The organism is Burkholderia sp. BCC1985, assembly GCF_905339915.1.
Classification (GTDB): Bacteria; Pseudomonadota; Gammaproteobacteria; order Burkholderiales; family Burkholderiaceae; genus Burkholderia.
This window is the reverse complement of sequence record NZ_CAJPGY010000020.1, coordinates 58,828-79,951: the sequence shown is the minus strand read 5'-3', so window position 1 is coordinate 79,951 and position 21,124 is coordinate 58,828. Positions and strand designations below refer to the sequence as shown.

The following is a 21,124-nucleotide window of genomic DNA, read 5'->3' as shown; positions in this document are numbered from 1 at the left end:
GCGGGTGAGCCGTCGGCGGTGATCGGTGTGCGCTGCATCGTGAGATCCAGACCTGCGATCGCCATCGTGACATGCCGAGCTTAGATCGTGTACGGCTGGTCGAGCAACGGTGCGGCCATCCCGGACGGTACGTCGAAACCCTCGGCGGAATAGCAGCCGCAACTCCGCCAATCGCGCCGTCTCTATCGACACGCCGGGCGTCCGGCTCCGCCGGCAATGTTTTCGCCAGGCTTTCAACCGGCTCCGCCATATCTTATTATTCGGCGAAAGCGGAGCGCGCCGGCCGTGATTGGAGATGTCGACGCATGACGCGCCGGTCAGCATTGCCACCGTCCGCCTTCCGCATCGCACGATGCACGATCGGCACGACCGGAGGCGCGTGATCTGCGCGTATCCCGAAAAAATCAATACGAGGGCGCCATGGTACGACTGGTGTTGCTGCTGCTGGGCATCGAATATCTGCGAACGCGCTGGCGTGGACTGACCGTGCTGGGCTGGCTGTGGGTCGTCGCGGGCGTCGGCATCTTCGTCGACGCACTCGACGGCGCGCTGCATTTTCCGATCGAACTGTTCGCGTGGCTGTTCCTGATCGAGGGGCTTGCGACGCTCGCGGTGGCCGGCAGCGGCGTTGGCGGGCAGCGCATCCTGCGCTACGTGAAGGGCATCGCGGTCGTGGTGGCTGCCGCGCTCGTGTTCGCGGGCCATCATCACGGACACTTCCTGCTGTCGATGATCTTCGGCACGCTGTTTCTCGTCGACGGGCTGCTGCAGTGCACGTCCGCGTGGATGGTGCGTTACCGGCGCTGGCACGTCGCATTCGCGTGGGGCGTCGTCGAGATCCTGCTCGCGATCTTCTTCTACCAGCCGTACCCGACTCATTATGTGGGCACCGTGCCGTACTGCCTCGGCCTGCTGCTCATGTTCGGCGGGATGCACATGCTGAGCCTTGCCGCGCGCGTGCGGCGGCTGACGCGCAACCCCGCGTTCGTCACGTCGCCGGCGCCGGCGATCGTCCCCGACATCGACACGGCTGCCGACCTCCCGCGCTTCACGCAATCCGAATGGGACGGCCCGCCGGCCGACCACGAGCACGCGCTGACCGTGCACGTGTGGACGCCGACCGGCACGTCGAAGGCCGAGGCGCAGCGCTATCCGGTGATCGACCGCTACATCGCGGCGGTGGACGTCAACGGGGTGATCTCCACCGGCCATGCGGCGCTGGAGTCGCCCGAGGGCATCTACATCAGCCTGTATCCGGCCGTCGAGATCGATCGTTCTCCCGATGAATTCACGCGGATCCTGCGCGCGACGCGCGAGAACGACGTGCCCGGGCTGTTCCAGCCCGACTATGCGACCGAGTCGAAGGCGTGGTGTCCGTCGACCGTGCGCGTGCGGATCCGCAATTACGATCCGGCGAAGCTGGCCGCGTTCTGGTCGTCGTATCGGCAGACGGTCACGTACAACCTCACGCACCGCAACTGTTCGAGCACCGTGTCGAACGCGCTCGAAGCGGCGCTCGACGGCGCGGTGTGGCGGCTCAAGGGCACGCGGGCCGGGTGGGGCGCATTCGTGCGGCTGCTGCTCACGCCCGAGCTGTGGGTCGCCGCGCAGATCCGCAAGCGCGCGGTGACGATGGCCTGGACGCCCGGGCTCACGCTCGACTATGCGCGCGCGCTCAGCATGCTCGCCGATCCGCGTCCGTTCGCGTGGTGGAAGGTCGCGCGCTCGGCCGTGCAGGCGATCATCGCGTCGCGCCGCGCGTGGCGCGAGCAGGACAGCGCGGCGCTGTCGTCCGGCGGATCGGAAGCCGCGTCGGTGAAATGATCGCGTGGCGCCGGACGAGGGCCTGCGCGTGAGCATCTGCGTGTGGCAGATTCTCGCGCTCGAAGGCACGGATTCGGCCGCGCGTGCGTGCATGCAGCTTGGCAGCAGCGAGCCGTGAGCAGGGGCATGCTGTTCGCGAGTTCGATGCTTTGCCCGTTCCGATCGCGACGCGATTGGGCCTGCCCGGCTGGCAGGCCGTCATCGTGGGGATGCTCCGTTGCAGGGTTGGGCGGCGTCTCCGGCGGAGAAGGGCGCGTATTGGTACCGGTGCCGGTGCTGACAAGGGTGGCGTTCGACTACGAATTCCTTCGTCCACCTTCATATTGATGCCACGTTGCGCGAGCAACAATCGCGGGCAGACATTCGACAACCTTGCGGCGCATCCCGCGACCGCAAGCCTTTTCCGAGGAAACGCCATGCTCAAGACGCTCGCTCGCGCCGCGGCCGCAATCGCGGTTGCATCCGCCTCGCTGCACGCCGTCGCGCAGACCAGCTACGACTACCTGCTGCTCGCCGCTTCGTGGGAACCCGGCTTCTGCGCGTCGCACGACACGCCGGAGTGTACGAACCTCGCCGGCACGTACGCGGCGACGAGCCTGTCGCTGCATGGTCTCTGGCCGAACCGGTACGACGGCAACCAGCCGTTCTACTGCGGCGTGCCGCAGAGCGACGTCGATCTCGACAACGCGCACCAGTGGTGCAGCATGGATGCGTATCCGGTCAGCACCGCGACCCGCAACACGCTGTCGACCTACATGCCGGGCGTGGCGTCGTGCCTCGACAAGCACGAATGGTTCAAGCACGGCACCTGCTCGAACTCGGCGTCGCCGGATGCGTACTGGAATCAGGCGGCCGGCATGATCAGCCGGCTCGGCAACACGTCGTTCAACGCGTTCCTGCAGGCGAACGCAGGCAAGACGGTGACGCGCAACCAGCTGCTGTCCGCGTTCGAAGGCGCGTTCGGCAGCAATACGCGCAGCGCGGTGTCGCTGAAGTGCACGAAGACCAATGGCGTCAGCTATTTCACGGAAGCGTGGATCGCGGTCAAGACGAACGCGACCACGCAGTTTCCGAGCGCGGCGTCGCTCGTGACGGACGGGAATACGCAGGGGACGTGCCCGACGTCGGGCGTGTATATCGCGAAGTAACGCGCGAAGTTGCGCACGGCGTGATGCGCGAGGCGCCGGCCGGAAGCGCTCCGGCCGGCGTGGCGTGGATATCGTGCGCCTAAGCGAGCAGCCGCAGCGCGTCCGCGAGCGACAGCACCGTCGTGCGCGTCTCGAACGCCGTCGCGAACAGATGCTCGTGCACGACCTGATCCGGGTCGTAGCAGCAGTCCTTCACCGTATACAGCCGGAAATCCGCGTCGCTGGCGTGCGCGACCGACGACAGCACGACACCGGTCGACGCGATCCCGACCAGGATCAGCGTATCGATACCCCGCGCGATGAGCCGCGCCTGCAGGTCGGTGCGGAAGAACACGCTCGCGCGATGCGCGATAGTCAGCGGCTCGCTGTCGAGCCGGCCGAGCTCCGGGCACGGGCCGTCGTCGACGAACAGCCCGAGTTGCTTGATCCCTTGCCCGTTCTTGTTGCGCGGACTGACTTCCGGATAGCCGGGGCTGAAGCGGAGATTCGCGAAGCAGACGTGGACACCGCTCGCCCGGGCTGCATCGCACAGCTTGCGCGTGTTGGCGAGCAGGGTGGGGGCGACTGACGGAAAGAGGCCGAGGATGTCGGTCTGGTAGTGCATCACGATGAGCGCGGTTTGTGCCGGAACGATCGAGGGTATCGGCGCGTGCGTGCCGCCTTCCGCACCTGCATGGCGAGTCGTTGCGAGATCTGAAGCGTGTTCCGGTTGCATGACTGATGCTCTCCCATGAGTCACTTCGGTGTTTTCAGAAAATCGACCGCTCCGTATACGTCGTCAACCATTCCGGCGCGAGCGTGTTGGAACTCCGGCAATATAAACCGACATTTCATCTTGGTGCAGACCGACCGAGCTGGCGAGTGCGGTGCCGCCCTGGACGACCGGGTTCGGTCAGCTCTGGACATCGGGTCGGCGATACTGAAACGCCGGCAATCTGGCAAACTTCGCGAAACACCGACATTTGGAGAACGGTGGTGTCCATCAATGTACGCGGCACGGAAGGCTACGCGGAGCATGCACATTCGCTCATCGAGCGATGGCAAGACATCTCGTTCGAGAAACATCATCAGCCCATCCTGTATCTCGTTCCCGTGCTCCCGTCTTGCATTCTCGATGTCGGAGCCGGTATCGGAACCGATGCGGCTGCATTCGCGGCGATGGGGCATTCGGTCGTAGCCGTCGAACCGGTGGATGCGCTGCGCGTTGCGGGAATCAGGCGGCATTCGTCTCCGCGGATCGAATGGCTGGACGATAGCCTGCCGGATCTCGCGATTTTGCGTACGAGGCGAAAAGCATTTGACTTCGTGATGCTGTCGGCCGTCTGGATGCACCTTGACGAAGACGAGCGCCGTCGGGCGATGCCGAACGTCAGCGCTCTCCTGTGCGATGGCGCGATGCTGGTCATGTCCTTGCGTTACGGACCAGTTCCGGAAGGACGACGGATGTTCGACGTTTCAGCGGAAGAAACCATGCAGCTCGCAAATGCTCATGGCTTGCGCAATGTGCTGAATGTCCAGACCGAATCCGTACAGCGTGGAAATCGGCGTGCGGGTGTGACGTGGAGCCGATTGGCATTCGTCAAAGGCGGCACGCGGGGTTAGCTTCGGTCGAAGCTCGAGCCAGGGAGGCTTCGGTAAGCGCGTATGGAGCGATCAGCGCCTGTTCTCGAAGAGAGCGGTGGCAGTAAGGGGTTGGTCTCTGCCGGATATGTGCGACTGCTGCAGAGACGCACCTGCTGTAAAGATCCAACCTCGACACTGAGGATTACCCGACGACGTTCTGTCAAAATATCCGCCCAATCCTTCTGATCGAGCGCGGAATGGAACTCAGACAACTACGCTATTTTCTCAGTGTCGTCGAACACGGAAGCATGGGCAAGGCAGCGCTGGAACTCGGCGTGGTGACCTCGGCACTGAGTCAGCAGATCAGCCGTCTCGAAGGCGAACTATCCACGCGCTTGCTGCAACGCACCTCGGCGGGCGTCGTTCCGACCGACGCAGGTTTGGCGTTCTGGCGTCAGGCGCAACTTGCGCTGCGGCATATCGACGATGCCGCGCTTGCCGCACGCTCGGCCCGTCTGTCGGGCCATGTCAGCGTCGGCATGGCGCCGAGCACGGCGAGCGTGCTGGGTGTCGCGTTCATGCAGGCCATGCGCTCGCGCTATCCCGATGTACGGTTGCACATGGTCGAAAGTCTCTCCGGCTATCTTGCGTCCATGTTGAGCGCGCGTCAGATCGATCTCGCCGTGCTGTTCCGTGAGGAGTCCGCGCAACGCTGGAGCGTGCTGCCGCTGCTGGACGAGCGGCTGTTCCTGATCGGCGCGGGCGATCTCGATGGCATGCCGACGAGCGCATCCGTCCGGCTGAAAAATCTCGGCAGGCTTCCGCTGATTCTCCCCAGCGGCACGCACGGGCTGCGTTCGCTGCTGTTATCGGCGTTCAGGCGCGCCGAGTACGAGCCGAACATCGTCGCCGAAGTCGACGGCCTTGCGCTCCTGATGGACTTCGTCCGCACCGGCATCGGCGCGACGATACAACCGGGCGCGGCGCTCGCCAGGCCCGAGAACGTGATACTGACGAGCGTGCCCGTCGCGGAAAAATACGCCACGCGGCCCAATATGCTCGCCAGCATCTCCGATGACGAACTGTCTCCCGCCGGTCTCGCTGCGCGCGTGGTGCTCGCCGATGTCGCCCGTCGACTGGTGCAGGAAGGCCGCTGGCCCGGTGCGCGGCTGCGGGAACCTCAGCCTTCACAAAAAGTGAAGACCCGTTGACGGCTGGCTGGTAGCGACGCGGGCACGAGACCTTTACGATTTGTCCAAAAGGAGGCAAGTCTGATGGTCGATGTGCTCGTAATCGGAGGAGGCAATGCCGCGCTGTGTGCCGCATTGATGGCGCGCGAAGCGGGCGCCTCGGTCCTCCTTCTCGAATCCGCGCCGCGCGAATGGCGCGGCGGCAACTCGCAACACACGCGCAATCTGCGCTGCATGCACGATGCGCCGCAAGACGTTCTCGTCGATGCCTATCCGGAAGAGGAATTCTGGCAGGACCTGTTGAAAGTCACCGGCGGCATCACGAACGAGCATCTCGCGCGGCTGACGATCCGCGCGTCGTCGTCGTGCCGGCCGTGGATGCAGAAGCACGGCGTGCGCTTCCAGCCGCCGCTGTCCGGTGCGCTGCACGTGGCACGCACCAACGCGTTCTTCATGGGCGGCGGCAAGGCGCTCGTCAACGCGTATTACCGCAGCGCCGAAGCGCTCGGCGTTGATATCCGCTATGAAACGCCCGTCGATTCGCTTGAACTCGACGGCAGTCTCTTCATCGCGGCGCGCAGCGGCAGCCAGCGCTTCGAGGCGCGCGCTTGCGTGCTGGCGGCAGGCGGTTTTGAATCGAATCGCGAATGGCTGCGCGAAGCGTGGGGGCAAAACGAGCGCGGCGAATGGCCCGCCGACAACTTCCTGATTCGCGGCACGCGCTTCAACAAGGGCGTGCTCATCAAGCATATGGCCGACGCTGGCGCGGACATGATTGGCGACCCGTCTCAGTCGCATTGCGTCGCCATCGATGCGCGCGCGCCGCTGTATGACGGCGGCATCTGCACACGCATCGACTGCGTGTCGCTGGGCGTCGTGGTGAATCGTGACGCCGAGCGCTTCTACGACGAAGGCGAGGATTTCTGGCCGAAGCGCTATGCAATCTGGGGACGCCTCGTTGCGCATCAGCCGGGGCAGATCGGCTATTCGATCATCGACTCGAAAGCAATCGGCCGCTTCATGCCGCCGGTGTTTCCGGGCGAACAGGCCGACACGCTGCCGGAACTCGCGCGCAAGCTCGGGCTGCCGGAAGCGCGCTTCATGGAAACGCTCACGCGCTACAACGATTCATGCCGCGACGGCACCTTCGACCACACCGCGCTCGACGACTGCCACACCGAAGGCCTCGCGCCGCCCAAGACGCACTGGGCGCGCCGCATCGAGACGCCGCCGTTCTACGGTTATGCGTTGCGGCCAGGCATCACGTTCACGTATCTCGGACTCGAGACCAATGACCGCGCGCAGGTTCACTTCGGCGGCAAAGCCAGTGAGAACCTGTTCGTCGCCGGCGAAATGATGGCCGGCAACGTGCTCGGCAAGGGCTATACGGCGGGCGTCGGCATGTCGATCGGCACGGCCTTCGGGCGCATTGCCGGGGCGCAGGCCGCACGCGCCGCACTCAAGACAACGGAGGCAACCAGTGCAGCAGTCTGACCCGCTCGCGCCCGAACGCACGCGCACGGCGTGCTCGGTCGATACGAAAAAAACTTCACACGGCAGCACGGCGCGCGTGATCCCCATCGTGCAGATGAGCGCCGCCGAAACCGAAGTTGCACGGCAGATGCAGATCTGCAACGCCTGCCGCTATTGCGAAGGCTTCTGCGCGGTGTTCCCGGCCATGACGCGCCGCCTGGAATTCGGCAAGGCGGACGTCAACTATCTGGCGAATCTCTGCCACAACTGCGGCGCGTGCTATCACGCGTGCCAATACGCGCCGCCGCACGAGTTCGGCGTGAACGTGCCGAAAGCGATGGCCGAAGTCCGGCTCGAAACCTACACCGAATACGCGTTTCCCGCGTCGTTCGGCGCGCTGTACAAGCGAAACGGCCTGACATTGTCGGTTGCGTTGGCGGCCGGAATCGCGCTGTTTCTGCTGCTCGGTACGGCATTGCGCGGCGGCTTGTCGGGCGATGTCGCGCCGGCGAACTTCTACGCGATCTTCCCGCACGGCCTGCTCGCGGCGATGTTCGGCATCGTTTTCCTGTTCGCCATTCTCGCGCTCGGTCTGGGCGTCACGCGCTTCTGGCGCGACGTGTCGGCAGGAGCGGCGAGCGCGAGCGCGCCGGCCGTCGCGGAAGCGGCCAGGAACGCGCTGACGCTCAAGTACCTGGACGGCGGCCACGGCGACGGCTGCAACGAAGAGGACGATGCCTTCACGCTGGCGCGGCGTCGTTTCCATCATCTGACGTTCTACGGCTTCATGCTGTGCTTTGCGGCAACCGCGGTCGCGACGCTCTATCACTATGCATTCGGTCTGGAAGCGCCGTATCCGGCTCTGAGCGTGCCGGTGCTGATGGGAACGGCGGGCGGCATCGGATTGCTTGCGGGGCCGGCGGGACTGCTGTGGCTGAACCTGAAACGCGTTCCGGAGCGGGGCGATGCCCGTCAGCGTCCGATGGACCGCGGCTTCATCGCGCTCCTGCTTCTCACGAGCGCATCCGGTCTCGCGCTGCTCGCGCTCCGCACGACCTCGGAGATGCCGTTGCTGCTCGCGATTCATCTCGGCATCGTGATGGCGCTGTTCGCCACGCTGCCTTACGGCAAGTTCGCTCACGGCATCTTCCGCTCGGCGGCATTGCTCAAATCGTCGATAGAGAGGCGGCAACGCAACACGCTGAGCCTCGGTTCGGATTAGCAAGTCACTAGGGTGCGCCTTGGGCGCCCATCACCATAGACAAGAAGCAGGAGACGCAATGAACCGCACAGAATCGATCGCTGCCACGTCCGGCGTTTCGCCCATGACGAGGGCCGCCGCCGTGTTGCGCGTGACCAGCGGCAATTTCATCGAACAGTTCGATTTCTTTCTGTTCGGCTTTTACGCGACCTCGATCGCGAAGATCTTTTTCCCGTCCACCAGCGAGTTCGCGTCGCTGATGCTCACCTTCGCCGTGTTCGGCGCGGGCTTTCTGATGCGTCCGCTCGGCGCGATCTTTCTCGGCGCGTATATCGACAAGGTCGGGCGGCGCACCGGGCTGATCGTTACGCTGTCGATCATGGCGAGCGGCACCGTTCTGATTGCCTGCGTGCCGGGGTACGCGACCATCGGCCTGGTCGCGCCAGCGCTCGTGCTGCTCGGGCGTCTGTTGCAGGGCTTCTCGGCGGGCGCGGAACTGGGCGGCGTGTCGGTCTATCTCGCGGAAATGGCGACGCCCGGCAACAAGGGTTTTTACACGAGTTGGCAGTCGGCGAGCCAGCAGGTCGCCATCGTCGTGGCGGCGGCCATCGGTTACGGCTTGAACCAGTGGCTGTCCGCGCAGCAGATCGCTGCATGGGGCTGGCGCGTGCCGTTCTTCATCGGCTGCGCGATCGTGCCGTTCCTGTTCGTGCTGCGCCGTTCGCTGCAGGAGACCGCAGCGTTCGAAGCGCGGCGGCATCATCCGCAGGCGCGCGAGATTTTCGCGATGTTGCTCGGCAATTGGCGCACCGTCATCGGCGGCATGCTGCTGACGGCGATGACTACCACCACCTTCTATCTCATCACCGTGTATACGCCGACCTTCGGGAAGTCGGTGCTGAAGCTGTCCACCGCCGACAGCCTGATGGTGACGCTGCTCGTGGCTGCATCGAATTTCGTCTGGCTGCCGATCGGCGGCGCGATCTCCGACCGCATTGGCCGCAAACCGCTGTTGCTCGCCATTTCCGCGCTGACGATCTTCACGGCTTATCCGGCGCTGTCCTGGCTCGCCGATGCACCGAGCTTCGCGCGCATGCTGATCGTGCTGCTGTGGTTCTCGTTCTTCTTCGGCATGTATAACGGCGCGATGGTCGCCGCGCTCACCGAAGTGATGCCGGTCGAAGTGCGCGTCGCGGGCTTCTCGCTGGCGTTCAGTCTCGCGACGGCGCTGTTCGGCGGCTTTACGCCGGCCGTATCGACGTATCTGATTCAGGTCTTGCATGACAAGGCCGCACCCGGCTACTGGCTGAGCTTCGCCGCGCTCTGCGGCTTTTGCGCGACGCTCGGGCTGTACCGTCGCCGCGCGGGCGGCAATGCGTCGGCGGCATCGTCGGCCTGAGAGCGATTACAGCGGCGCGTTTCCGTCACCCCGGCTTCGCGCCGGGCTTGCGCTTTTTCAGTGGCGACAAGAGGGGCGATGCGGTCCGGCTTGCGCAGCAGCGCAGGCCACGCCGTCGTGCCGTAGGAGCGGCGGGTCTGTGGTTGACAGGCTCGTGTGTCCGGCGCGCAGATCATGGGCTGAAGGCCTATTCGACTGACCGACGAGTGGGCTTTTCGGCAAGGGGAGCGGATTCAACCGGCAACGGACCGCCGGGGAGGTATCCAACGGCGTTCGATTCGGCCATGACGAGTCATGCACGACCGGCACCCGCATTGGCGCTTGAGTACCGGAGTGACGCTTGCGGCGATACGCTCGAAACTTGTTCCGTGATTTGCCGCGCCCGGTTGCTTTCTTCACTGTGCTCGCAATGCTGCAAAATGAGTGTCCTGTTGCCCGGGCGGCCCCGATGAGTGGCACGCTGGAAGGCGTGCCCCCGCTCACGGTGCCTTTGCTCCGGTCAGCCGGTGGCGCGAAGCGGTGTGTTGCACCGTCCGGATTCGCGGCACCGGCCCGGATGCGGCCCGTGCGATGATGTGCCATGACCGACATGAGAGATGGAATGACGACTACCTTCGACGAAGCGACAACGGCGGCAATCGCCGCGTTTGCGCAATTGGATTTCTACACCGCTGTGCAAGCGATGCGCGCCGAGGCCGATTACGACCGCGAACTGGACCAGTGGATCTCGCGCTATATCGACGAGCACGGCGGCGGCGCGGACGATGCCGCATACGACGCCCTGCACGCGCAGGCGCAGGCAACCCCGGAATATGCGCAGTTCGTCGATGCGGTTCGCCGGGAAATCCTGGAATACTTCGGCGTGACCGACGATCGACTGGACTGGATGGTCGTGCTGCGCAATGACGACAGCGACGAGCTTTGGGCGGAAGTCAACCGGCAGCGCAGCGCGCTGGGAACCGGTGAAGTGCGCGGAGATCTCTGATCGTTGCCATCGAACGGGTCGATTCAATCGAAGACACCAACTCGGCTGGAGTCGCGAGAAAAGGCGGTATATATCAGGAAAAAATCGCACGGCGAGGATGATCGTTCGCTATGCTGCCTGCGACAACGCACCTACTCCAGCCGATATACATGAGCACGACTGCGCGGACCATTCTCAAAGCCATTCTGAGCATCCCCATTGCCTTTGGGCTCGCCTATCCCCTTATCTATCCCGCTGAAGGCGGAGGCGTTCTCGGCGAAATGGAGATGCTTGGGCCGATCGGTGGCATCGTCGTCATCGCGGTTTTCCTGGCGCTGGTCTATGCCTACGCGAGCGACCTCAGGACCACCCTGAAATCGGTCAACCGAGGATCGCGTGCGGCCGAACCCAACAGCGTCTGGCTCATGTTCCTCTTGCCATACAACTTCATCGAGGACTTCTTCATTATTTCCAACGTCGCGAAGTCCCTGGAAGCGGAGTCTCGTATCAATCCGGCTCTGTCGGGTTTGCGCTCGTTCGGCCGGATCAGCGGCATCGGGTGGTGTCTTGCCCAGGTTCTTTCGCTAATACCCAATACCATTGGCTCCATCGCGGGCGGCGTTGCGGTTTTGCTCTGGGTTTGGCACTGGGTGTTCGTGCGCCGAGCGAACAGGATGCTCGCCGGCAGTCAGGTCTCCGTGGCTGCTCTACCCGGACGGACAGAATCGTAGCCCTCGTTGGAATCCGGATCGCGTACCGCACCGCCTTCGGCGTATATGACGGGCGGGAGTTGTGGTGCACGGTGGGGAGTTACGAAGCAAACCCGCTCCCGAGAACAAGAGTCATGCATCTTTCAAACTTGCGCGAAATCGCAAGATGTCCGACAGGCCACAGCTCGTATACGTCGTGGCGCTGCCCCTGGTTACTTACGTCGTGTTGACCACAGTCTGGCTGAGGCGCGCGCCTTCAAGGTCGGAGTCTGCCGGATCAAAACCTGTCAACGTCGATCACTGCCTGCGCAAACGCTCGCGGCGCCTCCTGCGAGTTGCTGTCCTAATGACCGAGTGTGGCCATCATTCCAGACGAATAGCGTTCGCCAGCTGCTGCGCCGAACGGAGCGGCCGCATCCAGGGCGTTCATCTCGTCCTGGGTCAGCGTGATATCGATGGCGGCGACGTTCTCTTCGAGATACCTGATGCGTCGCGTTCCCGGAATGGGCACCGTTCCGGTACTCGTCACCCATGCAAGGGCGAGCTGAGACGGCATGACGCCCTTTGCTTCAGCGATCTCGGTGATGCGGTCGACCAACAGTAGATTGGACTGGAGGTTCTCTCCCAGGAAGCGCGGATCGAACCGGCGGAAGTCGGTCGGATGCAGGTTATCCAGATGCTTCAGCGCACCGGTCAAGAAGCCCCGGCCGAGCGGCGAGTAGGAGACAAAACCGATTCCCAGCTCTCGGACGGTCGCCAGCACATCGTTGTGCTCGACGCCACGCTCGAACAGGGAATATTCCATTTGGACGGCCGTGAGCGGATGAACCGCGTGGGCTTTCCGGATCGTCTTTGCCGATGCCTCGGATAGGCCGAGGTAGCGGATCTTGCCTTCGTGCACGAGGTCGGCGAGCGCGCCGATCGTCACTTCGATCGGCGTTGCTGGATCGATGCGATGCAGGTAGACGAGGTCGATGACGTCGGTCCTCAAGCGTCGCAGCGATCCTTCGACCGACTTTCGGATATGCGACGGATCGCCCGTGACCAAGGGCTTCTCACCTTCCATGGCGAGCTTGCCGTGCTCGGTGTAGCGAAATCCTGCCTTGGTCGACAGGATGACCTTGTCGCGCTTGCCTATGAAGGCCTTGCCGAGAAGCTCCTCGTTCATGAATGGGCCGTAGACCTCCGCCGTATCAAAGAACGTCACACCGAGGTCGAGGGCGCGCATGAGGGTTGCAAGGCTTTCCTGCTCGTCGCTGGGCCCGTAGGTAGTGCTCATTCCCATGCACCCAAGGCCTTGCGCGCTGACCGCCATGCCTTGGCTACCGAGTGATACCGTTCGCATGTTTTTTCTCCTGGCTACGTTGCCATAGTGGTTGGTGATAAGGCGCGACTGGTTGTCCCGAGTCGCATCGAATTTGCTCAATCCAGCGTCACACCCGTCAGTTGTTCGCTGAGCTGCCACAAACGGCCGGCGGAGACGGGGTCGATGGCACGGGGCCTGACGCCGTGCATTTCAGGGCTCCCGTCGCTGGGAAGCGCGATGGCGATGTCGCAATCGGCGCAGTAGACGCCGCCCATGCCGGCTAGTTGAGGGCTCGTCGCGCACCACACGGAGGTGGCCGCCCCCTGTTCGGGCGTCTTCTTGTTGTTTTCCGGATCAATGACCGGCTTGCCCTCGGCATCGAAGATCCGGCTCGCTTCGATCTCGGAGGGCAGCATGTGGCGCGCTAGCGGGGTGGCAATGCCACCGGGATGGACGGCGAATGCGCGCACGTTCCAGTGCCGGCCGATTGAATCCAGCGCGACGGCGAACAAGGCGTTCGCGGTTTTGGCCTGGCCGTAGGCTATCCATCGGTCGTACTCACGACGCTCGAAATGAGGGTCGCGAAAATCGATGCCGGCGCGGCGATGTCCGTAGGAACTCAGCGCTACGACGCGAGCCCCCTCCGCGCGCACGAGTGCGGGCCATAGCCGGCAGGTGAGTTGGAAATGGCCGAGGTGGTTGGCCGCGAACTGCATTTCGTAGCCGCGCGCATCGCGTGTCAGCGGTGCGGCCATGACTCCAGCGTTATTGACAAGAATGTCCAGCTTGTCCGTCAGCGACAGTACGCGACTGGCGAATCGGTCTATCGCTGCAGGCTCCAGCAGGTCCATCGCTTCCACGATGACGTCAGGCATGGTCGCGAGGGCTGCTTTGGCCTGGGCTGTATCGCGGGCCGGCACGATGACCCTGGCGCCTGCGGAACGAAATGCACGGACGGTCTCGATTCCGATACCTGAAGCGCCGCCGGTTACCACGACGGTCTTGCCCGTAAGATTGATGCCACGGATCACCTCGTCGGCGGTCGAGGCGGGGCCGAAGCCTGAACCGATTGGTTTTTGAGGCGTGTGCGTCATACGGTTTCCTCGTTCAATTCTGCGTTTGGGACGCTCCATTGAATCGCAGGGACCGTTCGCGGTGGTAGCGCAATGCCGCCAATCTCTTGCACAATCCTGTCAATTGGTGTTTCCGGAGCGGGTGCAATGCCCTGAGGTGTTTGGAGGCAGGCTTGGACCACTTGTACGAACTTCGCGCGCTGGTCGAGCGCCATGGCGGGGAAGGCCCGACTGAAACCGCCGTTGGCGGGCTGACGCTTTATGTCGAGACGGATCTTTCGGTGGTCACCTACGTGGTCCACCGGCCGGTTTTGGCCCTAATCCTCGGTGGGGCAAAGCGGACGGTGCTCGGAGGCCGGCTATTCGACATCGTGCCGGGCGACTACGTAGCCGTGTCCGTGGACCTGCCAGCGACAGGGCAGGTCACCCTGGCGCCATACTCCGCCGTCACGCTGGACCTGGACTTGGGCATGCTCGCGAGCTTGATCGCCGAGCCAATGGCGCCACAGGGCGGCGCCGCCGGCGTGGAGGTGAACCAGGCTGGGCCCGATTTGCTTGATGCGATGTGGAGATTGGTCAGGTTGCTCGACCGGCCGGAGGACATTGCAGTCCTCGCGCCCATGATCCGGCGCGAGGTGTTCTGGCGGATTCTGCAAAGCCCGTGTGGCCCCATGGTCCGCCAGATTGCCATGGCGGACAGCCGCCTCTCGCAGGTGAGCCGTGCCATCACATGGCTGCGCACCAATTTTTCGGAGTCGGTGCGGGTCGAACGCCTGGCCGCGTTGGCAGGGATGAGCCCGGTATCTTTCCACCGCCATTTCAAGGCGGCAACCGCCATGAGCCCGCTTCAATATCAAAAGCAAATCCGCCTCCAGACCGCTCGCGCCCGGCTTTTAGCGCAACAAGGAGGTGTCGCAGGCGTCGGCTTTAGCGTGGGCTATGAAAGCCCGAGTCAATTCAGCCGTGAATATGCACGCCAATTCGGAGTGTCTCCCGCGCGTGACATGGCCCGTTTCCACGGGGCAGGAGCGCGCGCCCATTGCGTTGCAGACTAGCGATGCCGTTTCTCTCGTTCGACTTTCCCCCACGGGGCGTGCGGCCCGCAACGGACACCCGTCAATAATCAAATTTGCAACGTATGGAATGCCAGAGCACGGAACGATCGCGCTCCCGCAGCCTGAATGCCCGACGATGGCGGACGCTTGTCCGGGAGGCGCCTTCAACGCATCGCCGGCGTGGCGCCTGCCCGATTTCCGTCATCCCGGTCCCACGGCGGCACTCCACCGAACGCATCGACCAGGAAATCGATCATGACGCGCACTCTGGCGCTCAAGTGTCGGCGGCTCGGGTAGACAGCAAGTATGTCGATCTCGGGTAGACGATACTCAGGCAACACGTGAACGAGTTTGCCTGCACGCAGATCGTCGTTGATCAGGAACGTGGGTTGCCAGATCAGCCCTTGCCCGGCGAGCGCTGCCGAGCGCGCCGTATCGCCGTTATTGGTATGCATATGGCAGTCGACCCTCGCAGGATGGGTCTTGCCGTTTCCATCGATCAGTTCCCATTCGTCGCCGGTGGCCGCATATGTGTACCCGATGCAGCGATGCTCGACCAGGTCCGTCAGCGCGGTCGGATGTCCGAAGTGGGCCAGATAGGCCGGCGACGCACACAGAATGTTTTGCGATGTCGCCAGCTTGCGTGCCGCGTGGTTGGTCGAGCCGGCGCGCGAGATGCGAATGGCGAGATCGTAGCCCTCGTCGACGATATCGACGACGCGGTCGATCAGCCCGATGTCGAGTTCGATTCGCGGATATTTCTGCATGAACCCGGGCCATAGCGGCGCCAGATACAGAATGCCGAAGCTCACGGGCGCATTGATGCGCAGTCGTCCACGTGGTTCGACCGACGCGGATGACACAAGCCCCTCCGTCTCCGCAACCTCGTCGAGGATGGACTTGCAGCGGGCGTAGAGGGTCTCGCCGCCCTCCGTCAGGGACAGCGTGCGTGACGTGCGATTCAGGAGGCGCGTGCCGAGGTGCGCTTCCAGTTCATGCACGTACCGCGTGACGTTGGCCGGCGACGTGCCGAGCGCTTCCGCCGCGCGCGCGAAGCCGCCACGGCTCACCACCGTCACGAAAACTTCGAAGGCGCGAAGGCGATCCATACCAATCCTCGATCATTCACAAAAACTTAATGATAGAACCATTTTTTATGCCTTTCTGCAATCAAGACTGAAGCCTATATTGCTGTCACGGGCCAACGCATCGGGCGCTGGCCGACGCAGCGGATCAGGAGATTGGAAATGCAACGTTTGACAGGAAAAGTCGCGATCGTGACGGGTGCCAGCGCAGGTATTGGCCGTGCCACTGCAAAGCTGTTCGCGAAGGAAGGCGCCAAGGTAGTCATTGCGGCGCGGCGCGCGGCGGAACTCGAGACGCTCGCGGCGGAGATCGCCAGCGAAGGCGGCGAGGCTGCGTATCTGGCCGGCGACGTACAGTCGGAGGACTTCGCGAAGGCGCTGGTCGCGCTTGCAGTGAGCCGCTTCGGCCGTCTGGACATCGCCTATAACAACGCAGGTACGCTCGGCGAGATGGGCCCGACCACCGGTATTTCCGAAGCAGGCTGGAACGCCGCGCTGGCGACCAATCTGACCAGTGCCTTCCTGGGCGCGAAGCACCAGATTCCCGAAATGCTGAAGCAGGGCGGCGGATCGATCATCTTCACGTCGACGTTTGTCGGTTACTCGTTCGCGTTTCCCGGCACGGCGGCCTACGCGGCGAGCAAGGCCGGGCTGATCGGCTTGACGCAGGCACTCGCCGCGGAGTACGGCGCGCAAGGCGTGCGGGTCAACGCGGTGTTGCCCGGTGCCGTGGACACGGAGATGTATCGCGGCATGAACGACACTCAAGAATCGCAGGCGTTCGTGACCGGGCTGCATGCGCTCAAGCGCGTGGCAAAGCCGGAAGAACTGGCGCGTTCAGTGCTTTATCTCGCATCGGACGATTCGTCCTTTGTCACCGGCACTGCGTCGCTGGTCGATGGCGGCGCATCGATTACGCGTACGTAATCCCGTTGGCGACATCCGGTCGTTCGAGACTCGATGTCGTCACGTCTACTTTGTCCACGGAAAAAGGAATCACTCATGAACCTGAATCTGACAGGCAAACTCGCACTGGTGAGCGGCAGCACAGCCGGCATTGGCCTCGCTATCGCCAGCACGCTGGCCCAGGAAGGCGCTCGTGTGATCGTGAACGGACGCTCCCAGTCATCTGTCGATGACGTAGTCGCGCAACTGAAAGCGGATACCGGCGGCGATGTGGCTGGATTTGCGGGCGACCTGAGTACGGCCGAAGCGGCCGACGAACTGGCGCAACGCTATCCCGGCGTGGAAATCCTGATCAATAACCTCGGCATCTTCGAGCCCAAGCCATTCGAAGAGATTCCTGACGCGGACTGGAAGCGTTTCTTCGAGGTCAACGTCCTGAGTGGCGTACGCCTCGCCCGGCTGTTCCTGCCGGCGATGAAGCAGGCCGACTGGGGGCGCATCATTTTCATTTCGAGCGAAAGCGGGGTGCAGATTCCGGCCGAAATGATCCACTACGGGGTGACGAAGACCGCGCAGATCGCGGTTGCGCGCGGGCTGGCCGAAGCCGTTGCCGGCACGGGTATCACGGTCAACAGCATCCTGCCGGGGCCGACGAAATCGCGCGGCGTGGGCGAATTCGTCGAGACGCTCGCGAAGGCCGACGGCAAATCGTTTGAAGCGTTCGAAAAGGAATTCTTCGAGAAGGTCCGTCCCACATCGCTCATCAAGCGATTCGGTTCGCCGCAGGAAGTGGCGTCCCTTGTGGCTTATATCGCCAGCCCGCTTTCGTCGGCGACGACCGGCGCTGCGTTGCGAGCCGACGGGGGCGTGATAAAGAGCGCCTTCTAGCTGCGTGGCCGGACTTGCGCCGGCCTGTCCGAATCTTGCTCGCTCGATGTTCCGATGCGATCGGTTGTCGCGCTCGATTCATGACGAGTGCGACGTCCGGTTTCGGGCGTTGCGAGCGTGTCCTCCGGGTCGATTGCTGCCCGAGAACGAATTCCCGATTCAACGTGTAGATGCGTGCCGAATCGATCGTCACATTTCAAAGAATGCGTCGCGCGTGAATTCGGTGCGTCAAAAAATCGACCTTTCCGTATAAGTCGTCAACCACTCCAGCGCCAACGTCCCCGCCAGCGAGTTCCCGTTCGCATCGAGCCCCGGCGCCCACACGCACACGGCCATCTCCCCCGGCAGCACCGCGACGATCCCGCCGCCGACACCGCTCTTGGCAGGCAAGCCGACGCGATAAACGAAGTCGCCCGCCGCGTCATAGGTGCCGCAGGTCAGCATCAGCGCCGACAGCCGCTTTGCCGAACTCGCATCGACGACCCGCTCGCCGGTAACGGGCGCGACGCCCCCGTTCGCAAGAAACAGCGCGGCCTGCGCCAGCTCGACGCAGTTCATCGTGATCGCGCACTGGCGGCAATACGCGTCGACCACCGTATCGGGCGGCATCTGCATGTTGCCGAAGCTCGCCATGAAATGCGCCATCGCGCGGTTGCGTTCCGCGTGCTGCAGCTCCGACAGCGCGACGCGCGAATCGTAGTCGAGGTCGGTCGCGCCGATCAGCCGCCGCACGAACTCGACGAGCGCCGTCTCGGCCCTGACGAAGCGGCGGCACAGCACGTCGGTGACGACCAGCGCGCCGGCGTTGATGAACGGGTTGCGCGGCTTGCCGCGCTCGCTTTCGAGCTGAACGAGCGAATTGAACGCGGTGCCGGACGGCTCGCGGCCGACCCGTTCCCACAGCGCGTCGCCCAGCAACTGGAACGCGAGCGTGCACGCGAACAGCTTCGAGATGCTCTGGATCGAGAAGCGCTCCCGCGCGTCGCCGACCGTGTAAACGTTTCCGTCCAGCGTCACGACGGCCATCCCGAACTTGTCGGCGGGCACTTTCGCGAGCTCGGGAATGTAGTCGGCGACGCGTCCCTGGCCGATCCAGGGGGCGAGTTCGGTATGGATGCGTTCGAGGATCGGCTGATAGTTCATCGCGTGCGAGGCAGGGCGGGCGGCCCGGTTTCCAAAGAGCCCGTATGGAACCGTTTCGGCGCCGGTTCGTCAAGCGCGGCAGCAATCGCGCCCTTATTTATCGGATCGGGCAACAGGCGAGCGGTGGGCGCAGTATCATGCGGTACGTTTCGACCGATGGCCGGCAGCCGGTGCAAGCCTGCCGCCGCCGCGGTCTCCCCGTACGATCCGACCGTTGCCCATGCCCTTTCGCATCCTGCTCGTCGAAGACGACACCCGCCTGTCCACGCTGATCGCCGGCTACCTGCGCAAGAACGACTATGAAGTCGACACTGTGCTGCATGGTGACGCCGCCGTGCCGGCGATCCTGTCCACGCGCCCGGATCTCGTCATTCTCGACGTGAACCTGCCGGGCAAGGACGGGTTCGAGATCTGCCGCGAGGCACGCAAGCAATACGACGGCGTGATCATCATGGTGACGGCGCGCGACGAGCCGTTCGACGAACTGCTCGGCCTCGAATTCGGCGCCGACGACTACGTGCACAAGCCGGTCGAGCCGCGCATTCTGCTCGCGCGGATCAAGGCGCAGCTGCGCCGCGTGCCCGCGCGCGCGGCCGAGGGCGCCGCGCCGCAGCCGGAGCGCTACACGTTCGGCCAGTTCTCGATCGACCGCACCGACCGCTCGGTCGTGCTGCCCGGCGGCGGCTCGCCCGACCTCACGTCGGCCGAGTTCGACCTGCTGTGGGTGCTGGTGTGCCGTGCGGGGGAGGTCGTCAGCCGCGACGACCTGATGCTGCAGCTGCGCGGGGTCGAATTCGACGGCCTCGACCGCACGATCGACGGGCGCATCTCGAAGCTGCGCCGCAAGCTGCACGACGATGCAGGCAACCCGCAGCGGATCAAGACGATCCGCAGCAAGGGTTACCAGTTCAGCAAGCATGCGTGGGAATGACGCCACCCTGGCGCGGCGCCGTCGGCCGCCGCGTCCCCGCATCGCACGATAGCCGGAAGCCGAGATGATCCGACGCACCCGTTCGCATCCCGACGCAGCGCCGCTTTCCGCGCTGCGCTATGTCAAATGGCGCTGGCTGCATTTCCGCCGCGCGTGGACCGACACGCGCGCCGACCGCATTCCGAGCTGGTCGCGCCTGTACGTGCGCACCTACCTGCACCTGCTCGGCCTCGTGCTGCTGACCGCGCTGGTGCCGGCGCTCGCGCTGTGCGTGGTGTTGTCGCCGGAAGTCGTGTGGCACGCGTTCGACGCGCTGCCGGGCGATATCTGGATCGTGCTCGCGTTCGTGTTCACCGCGCCCGCACTCGCCGCGTATCGGTGGATGCGGCCGGTCTGGTCGGATCTCGTGATGGTGCGCGAGCGCGCGATCGATTTCACCGGCGGGCGCTTCAACACGCGCGCACGCGAGTCGCACAGCGTGATCATCGGCCCGCTCGCGCGCACGCTGAATGCGCTCGCGATGCGCATGGAGCGGCTGATCGCCGCGCAGCGCGACCTGACGAACGGGATCTCGCACGAGCTGCGCACGCCGCTCGCGCGCGTGCGCTTCGCGCTCGAGATGCTGCGCGAGCCGGGCTCGGCCGCCGAATACCACGGTGCGCTGGAGAGCATCGCGCAGGACGTGACGGAGCTCGAGGAGCTGATCGACATGAGCCTCACGTACGCGCGGCTCGAATACAGCTCGCTGCAGTCGAGCCTCGAGCTGACCGCGCCGGTCGCGTGGTTCGAGCACCAGGTCAGCGACGCGCAGCTGCTGTATCCGGAGCGCGCGATCGAGTCGCGCATCGCGATCGCGTCGGACCTGCGCGTGAAGATGGACCGGCGGCTGATGTCGTACGCGATGCGCAACCTGCTGCGCAATGCGAGCAAATACGCGGCGTCGCGGATCGTCGTCGGGATCGCGATCGAACACGGCAACATCGCGATCTATGTCGAGGACGACGGGCCGGGCGTGCCGGAGAGCGAACGCGAGCGGATCTTCGACGCGTTCGTGCGGCTCGACCGCCGCACCGGCGGCTACGGGCTAGGCCTCGCGATCACGCGGCAGGTGCTCCACGCGCACAACGGCCGGATCGCGGTCGTCGATCCGGCCGAACTCGGCGGCGCGCGCTTCGAGATCAGCTGGCCGATCTAGCCGGCGTCCGGCTGCACAAGGCGCGGGCGGTGACGCGGCGGATGCCCGCCGCCGCCATCCGCGCGCCCCC

General features: G+C 64.2%; 19 protein-coding genes. 14 read left to right on the top strand and 5 right to left on the bottom strand.

Translation table 11 applies throughout. The annotated features are described in order from the left end of the window. The first annotated feature begins 420 nt into the window (after nt 1-420). Together U4Z31_RS21395 and U4Z31_RS21390 are read left to right on the top strand one after the other, a co-directional pair. A complete protein-coding gene (locus tag U4Z31_RS21395) occupies nt 421-1,824 on the top strand; it encodes an HdeD family acid-resistance protein (protein ID WP_257769070.1) in 1,404 nt (467 codons plus the stop codon). Between the two features lie 416 nt (nt 1,825-2,240). Beyond that, nucleotides 2,241-2,972: a ribonuclease T2 gene (locus tag U4Z31_RS21390; protein ID WP_321811331.1), complete on the top strand. Its 732-nt coding sequence runs from the start codon at nt 2,241-2,243 to the stop codon at nt 2,970-2,972. Between the two features lie 79 nt (nt 2,973-3,051). Here U4Z31_RS21390 and U4Z31_RS21385 read toward each other — a convergent pair whose 3' ends face one another. After that, complete coding sequence (locus U4Z31_RS21385) at nt 3,052-3,687, bottom strand: isochorismatase family cysteine hydrolase (RefSeq protein ID WP_321798735.1); 636 nt, start codon at nt 3,685-3,687, stop codon at nt 3,052-3,054. 260 nt (nt 3,688-3,947) lie between these two features. Between U4Z31_RS21385 and U4Z31_RS21380 the strand changes: the two genes are divergently transcribed. The 7 genes from U4Z31_RS21380 to U4Z31_RS21350 all read left to right on the top strand — a co-directional run bounded on the left by U4Z31_RS21380 (nt 3,948) and on the right by U4Z31_RS21350 (nt 11,493). Continuing rightward, nucleotides 3,948-4,574, top strand: coding sequence for a class I SAM-dependent methyltransferase (locus U4Z31_RS21380; RefSeq protein ID WP_321811330.1), 627 nt, complete (start codon nt 3,948-3,950; stop codon nt 4,572-4,574). Between the two features lie 218 nt (nt 4,575-4,792). Continuing rightward, nucleotides 4,793-5,746 carry a LysR family transcriptional regulator gene (locus tag U4Z31_RS21375; protein WP_124485294.1) on the top strand — a complete coding sequence of 318 codons (954 nt, stop codon included), beginning with the start codon at nt 4,793-4,795 and terminating at the stop codon, nt 5,744-5,746. 63 nt (nt 5,747-5,809) lie between these two features. Continuing rightward, nucleotides 5,810-7,219: an FAD-dependent tricarballylate dehydrogenase TcuA gene (gene tcuA, locus U4Z31_RS21370; protein ID WP_321811329.1), complete on the top strand. Its 1,410-nt coding sequence runs from the start codon at nt 5,810-5,812 to the stop codon at nt 7,217-7,219. Further along, a complete protein-coding gene (gene tcuB / locus U4Z31_RS21365) occupies nt 7,206-8,420 on the top strand; it encodes a tricarballylate utilization 4Fe-4S protein TcuB (RefSeq protein WP_321811328.1) in 1,215 nt (404 codons plus the stop codon). Before tcuA ends, tcuB begins: the two co-directional genes overlap by 14 nt. Before the next feature lie 58 nt (nt 8,421-8,478). Then, the gene (locus tag U4Z31_RS21360; RefSeq protein WP_321798745.1) at nt 8,479-9,798 is read left to right on the top strand and encodes an MFS transporter; all 1,320 of its coding nucleotides are present in this window, start codon (nt 8,479-8,481) and stop codon (nt 9,796-9,798) included. A 601-nt stretch (nt 9,799-10,399) separates the two neighbouring features. Continuing rightward, nucleotides 10,400-10,783 carry an ATP-dependent protease gene (locus U4Z31_RS21355; RefSeq protein ID WP_321811327.1) on the top strand — a complete coding sequence of 128 codons (384 nt, stop codon included), beginning with the start codon at nt 10,400-10,402 and terminating at the stop codon, nt 10,781-10,783. 149 nt (nt 10,784-10,932) lie between these two features. Next, nucleotides 10,933-11,493, top strand: coding sequence for a hypothetical protein (locus tag U4Z31_RS21350; protein WP_321811326.1), 561 nt, complete (start codon nt 10,933-10,935; stop codon nt 11,491-11,493). A 322-nt stretch (nt 11,494-11,815) separates the two neighbouring features. On the opposite strand, the gene U4Z31_RS21345 is transcribed toward U4Z31_RS21350, so the two are convergent. Both U4Z31_RS21345 and U4Z31_RS21340 read right to left on the bottom strand, forming a co-directional pair. Next, nucleotides 11,816-12,787, bottom strand: coding sequence for an aldo/keto reductase (locus U4Z31_RS21345; protein ID WP_321811361.1), 972 nt, complete (start codon nt 12,785-12,787; stop codon nt 11,816-11,818). 107 nt (nt 12,788-12,894) lie between these two features. Further along, on the bottom strand, nt 12,895-13,872 hold the full coding sequence (locus U4Z31_RS21340; protein ID WP_321798751.1) for an oxidoreductase: 978 nt from the start codon (nt 13,870-13,872) through the stop codon (nt 12,895-12,897). A gap of 152 nt (nt 13,873-14,024) precedes the next feature. Here U4Z31_RS21340 and U4Z31_RS21335 point away from each other — a divergent pair, with 152 nt between their 5' ends. Further along, complete coding sequence (locus U4Z31_RS21335; protein ID WP_321811325.1) at nt 14,025-14,906, top strand: AraC family transcriptional regulator; 882 nt, start codon at nt 14,025-14,027, stop codon at nt 14,904-14,906. 164 nt (nt 14,907-15,070) lie between these two features. Here U4Z31_RS21335 and U4Z31_RS21330 read toward each other — a convergent pair whose 3' ends face one another. Then, the gene (locus tag U4Z31_RS21330) at nt 15,071-16,015 is read right to left on the bottom strand and encodes a LysR family transcriptional regulator (protein WP_321811324.1); all 945 of its coding nucleotides are present in this window, start codon (nt 16,013-16,015) and stop codon (nt 15,071-15,073) included. 138 nt (nt 16,016-16,153) lie between these two features. On the opposite strand from U4Z31_RS21330, the gene U4Z31_RS21325 reads away from it, so the two are divergent. Together U4Z31_RS21325 and U4Z31_RS21320 are read left to right on the top strand one after the other, a co-directional pair. After that, a complete protein-coding gene (locus U4Z31_RS21325; protein ID WP_321811323.1) occupies nt 16,154-16,918 on the top strand; it encodes an SDR family oxidoreductase in 765 nt (254 codons plus the stop codon). 75 nt (nt 16,919-16,993) lie between these two features. Then, nucleotides 16,994-17,785 carry an SDR family NAD(P)-dependent oxidoreductase gene (locus U4Z31_RS21320; protein WP_044846901.1) on the top strand — a complete coding sequence of 264 codons (792 nt, stop codon included), beginning with the start codon at nt 16,994-16,996 and terminating at the stop codon, nt 17,783-17,785. A gap of 228 nt (nt 17,786-18,013) precedes the next feature. On the opposite strand, the gene U4Z31_RS21315 is transcribed toward U4Z31_RS21320, so the two are convergent. Beyond that, the gene (locus tag U4Z31_RS21315) at nt 18,014-18,928 is read right to left on the bottom strand and encodes a glutaminase (protein ID WP_124523240.1); all 915 of its coding nucleotides are present in this window, start codon (nt 18,926-18,928) and stop codon (nt 18,014-18,016) included. 220 nt (nt 18,929-19,148) lie between these two features. Between U4Z31_RS21315 and U4Z31_RS21310 the strand changes: the two genes are divergently transcribed. Beyond that, on the top strand, nt 19,149-19,859 hold the full coding sequence (locus U4Z31_RS21310) for a response regulator (protein WP_044846903.1): 711 nt from the start codon (nt 19,149-19,151) through the stop codon (nt 19,857-19,859). A gap of 64 nt (nt 19,860-19,923) precedes the next feature. Then, entirely contained in the window at nt 19,924-21,054 is a 1,131-nt protein-coding gene (locus tag U4Z31_RS21305) for an ATP-binding protein (protein ID WP_321798764.1), read from the top strand. Nucleotides 21,055-21,124: the final 70 nt, after the last annotated feature.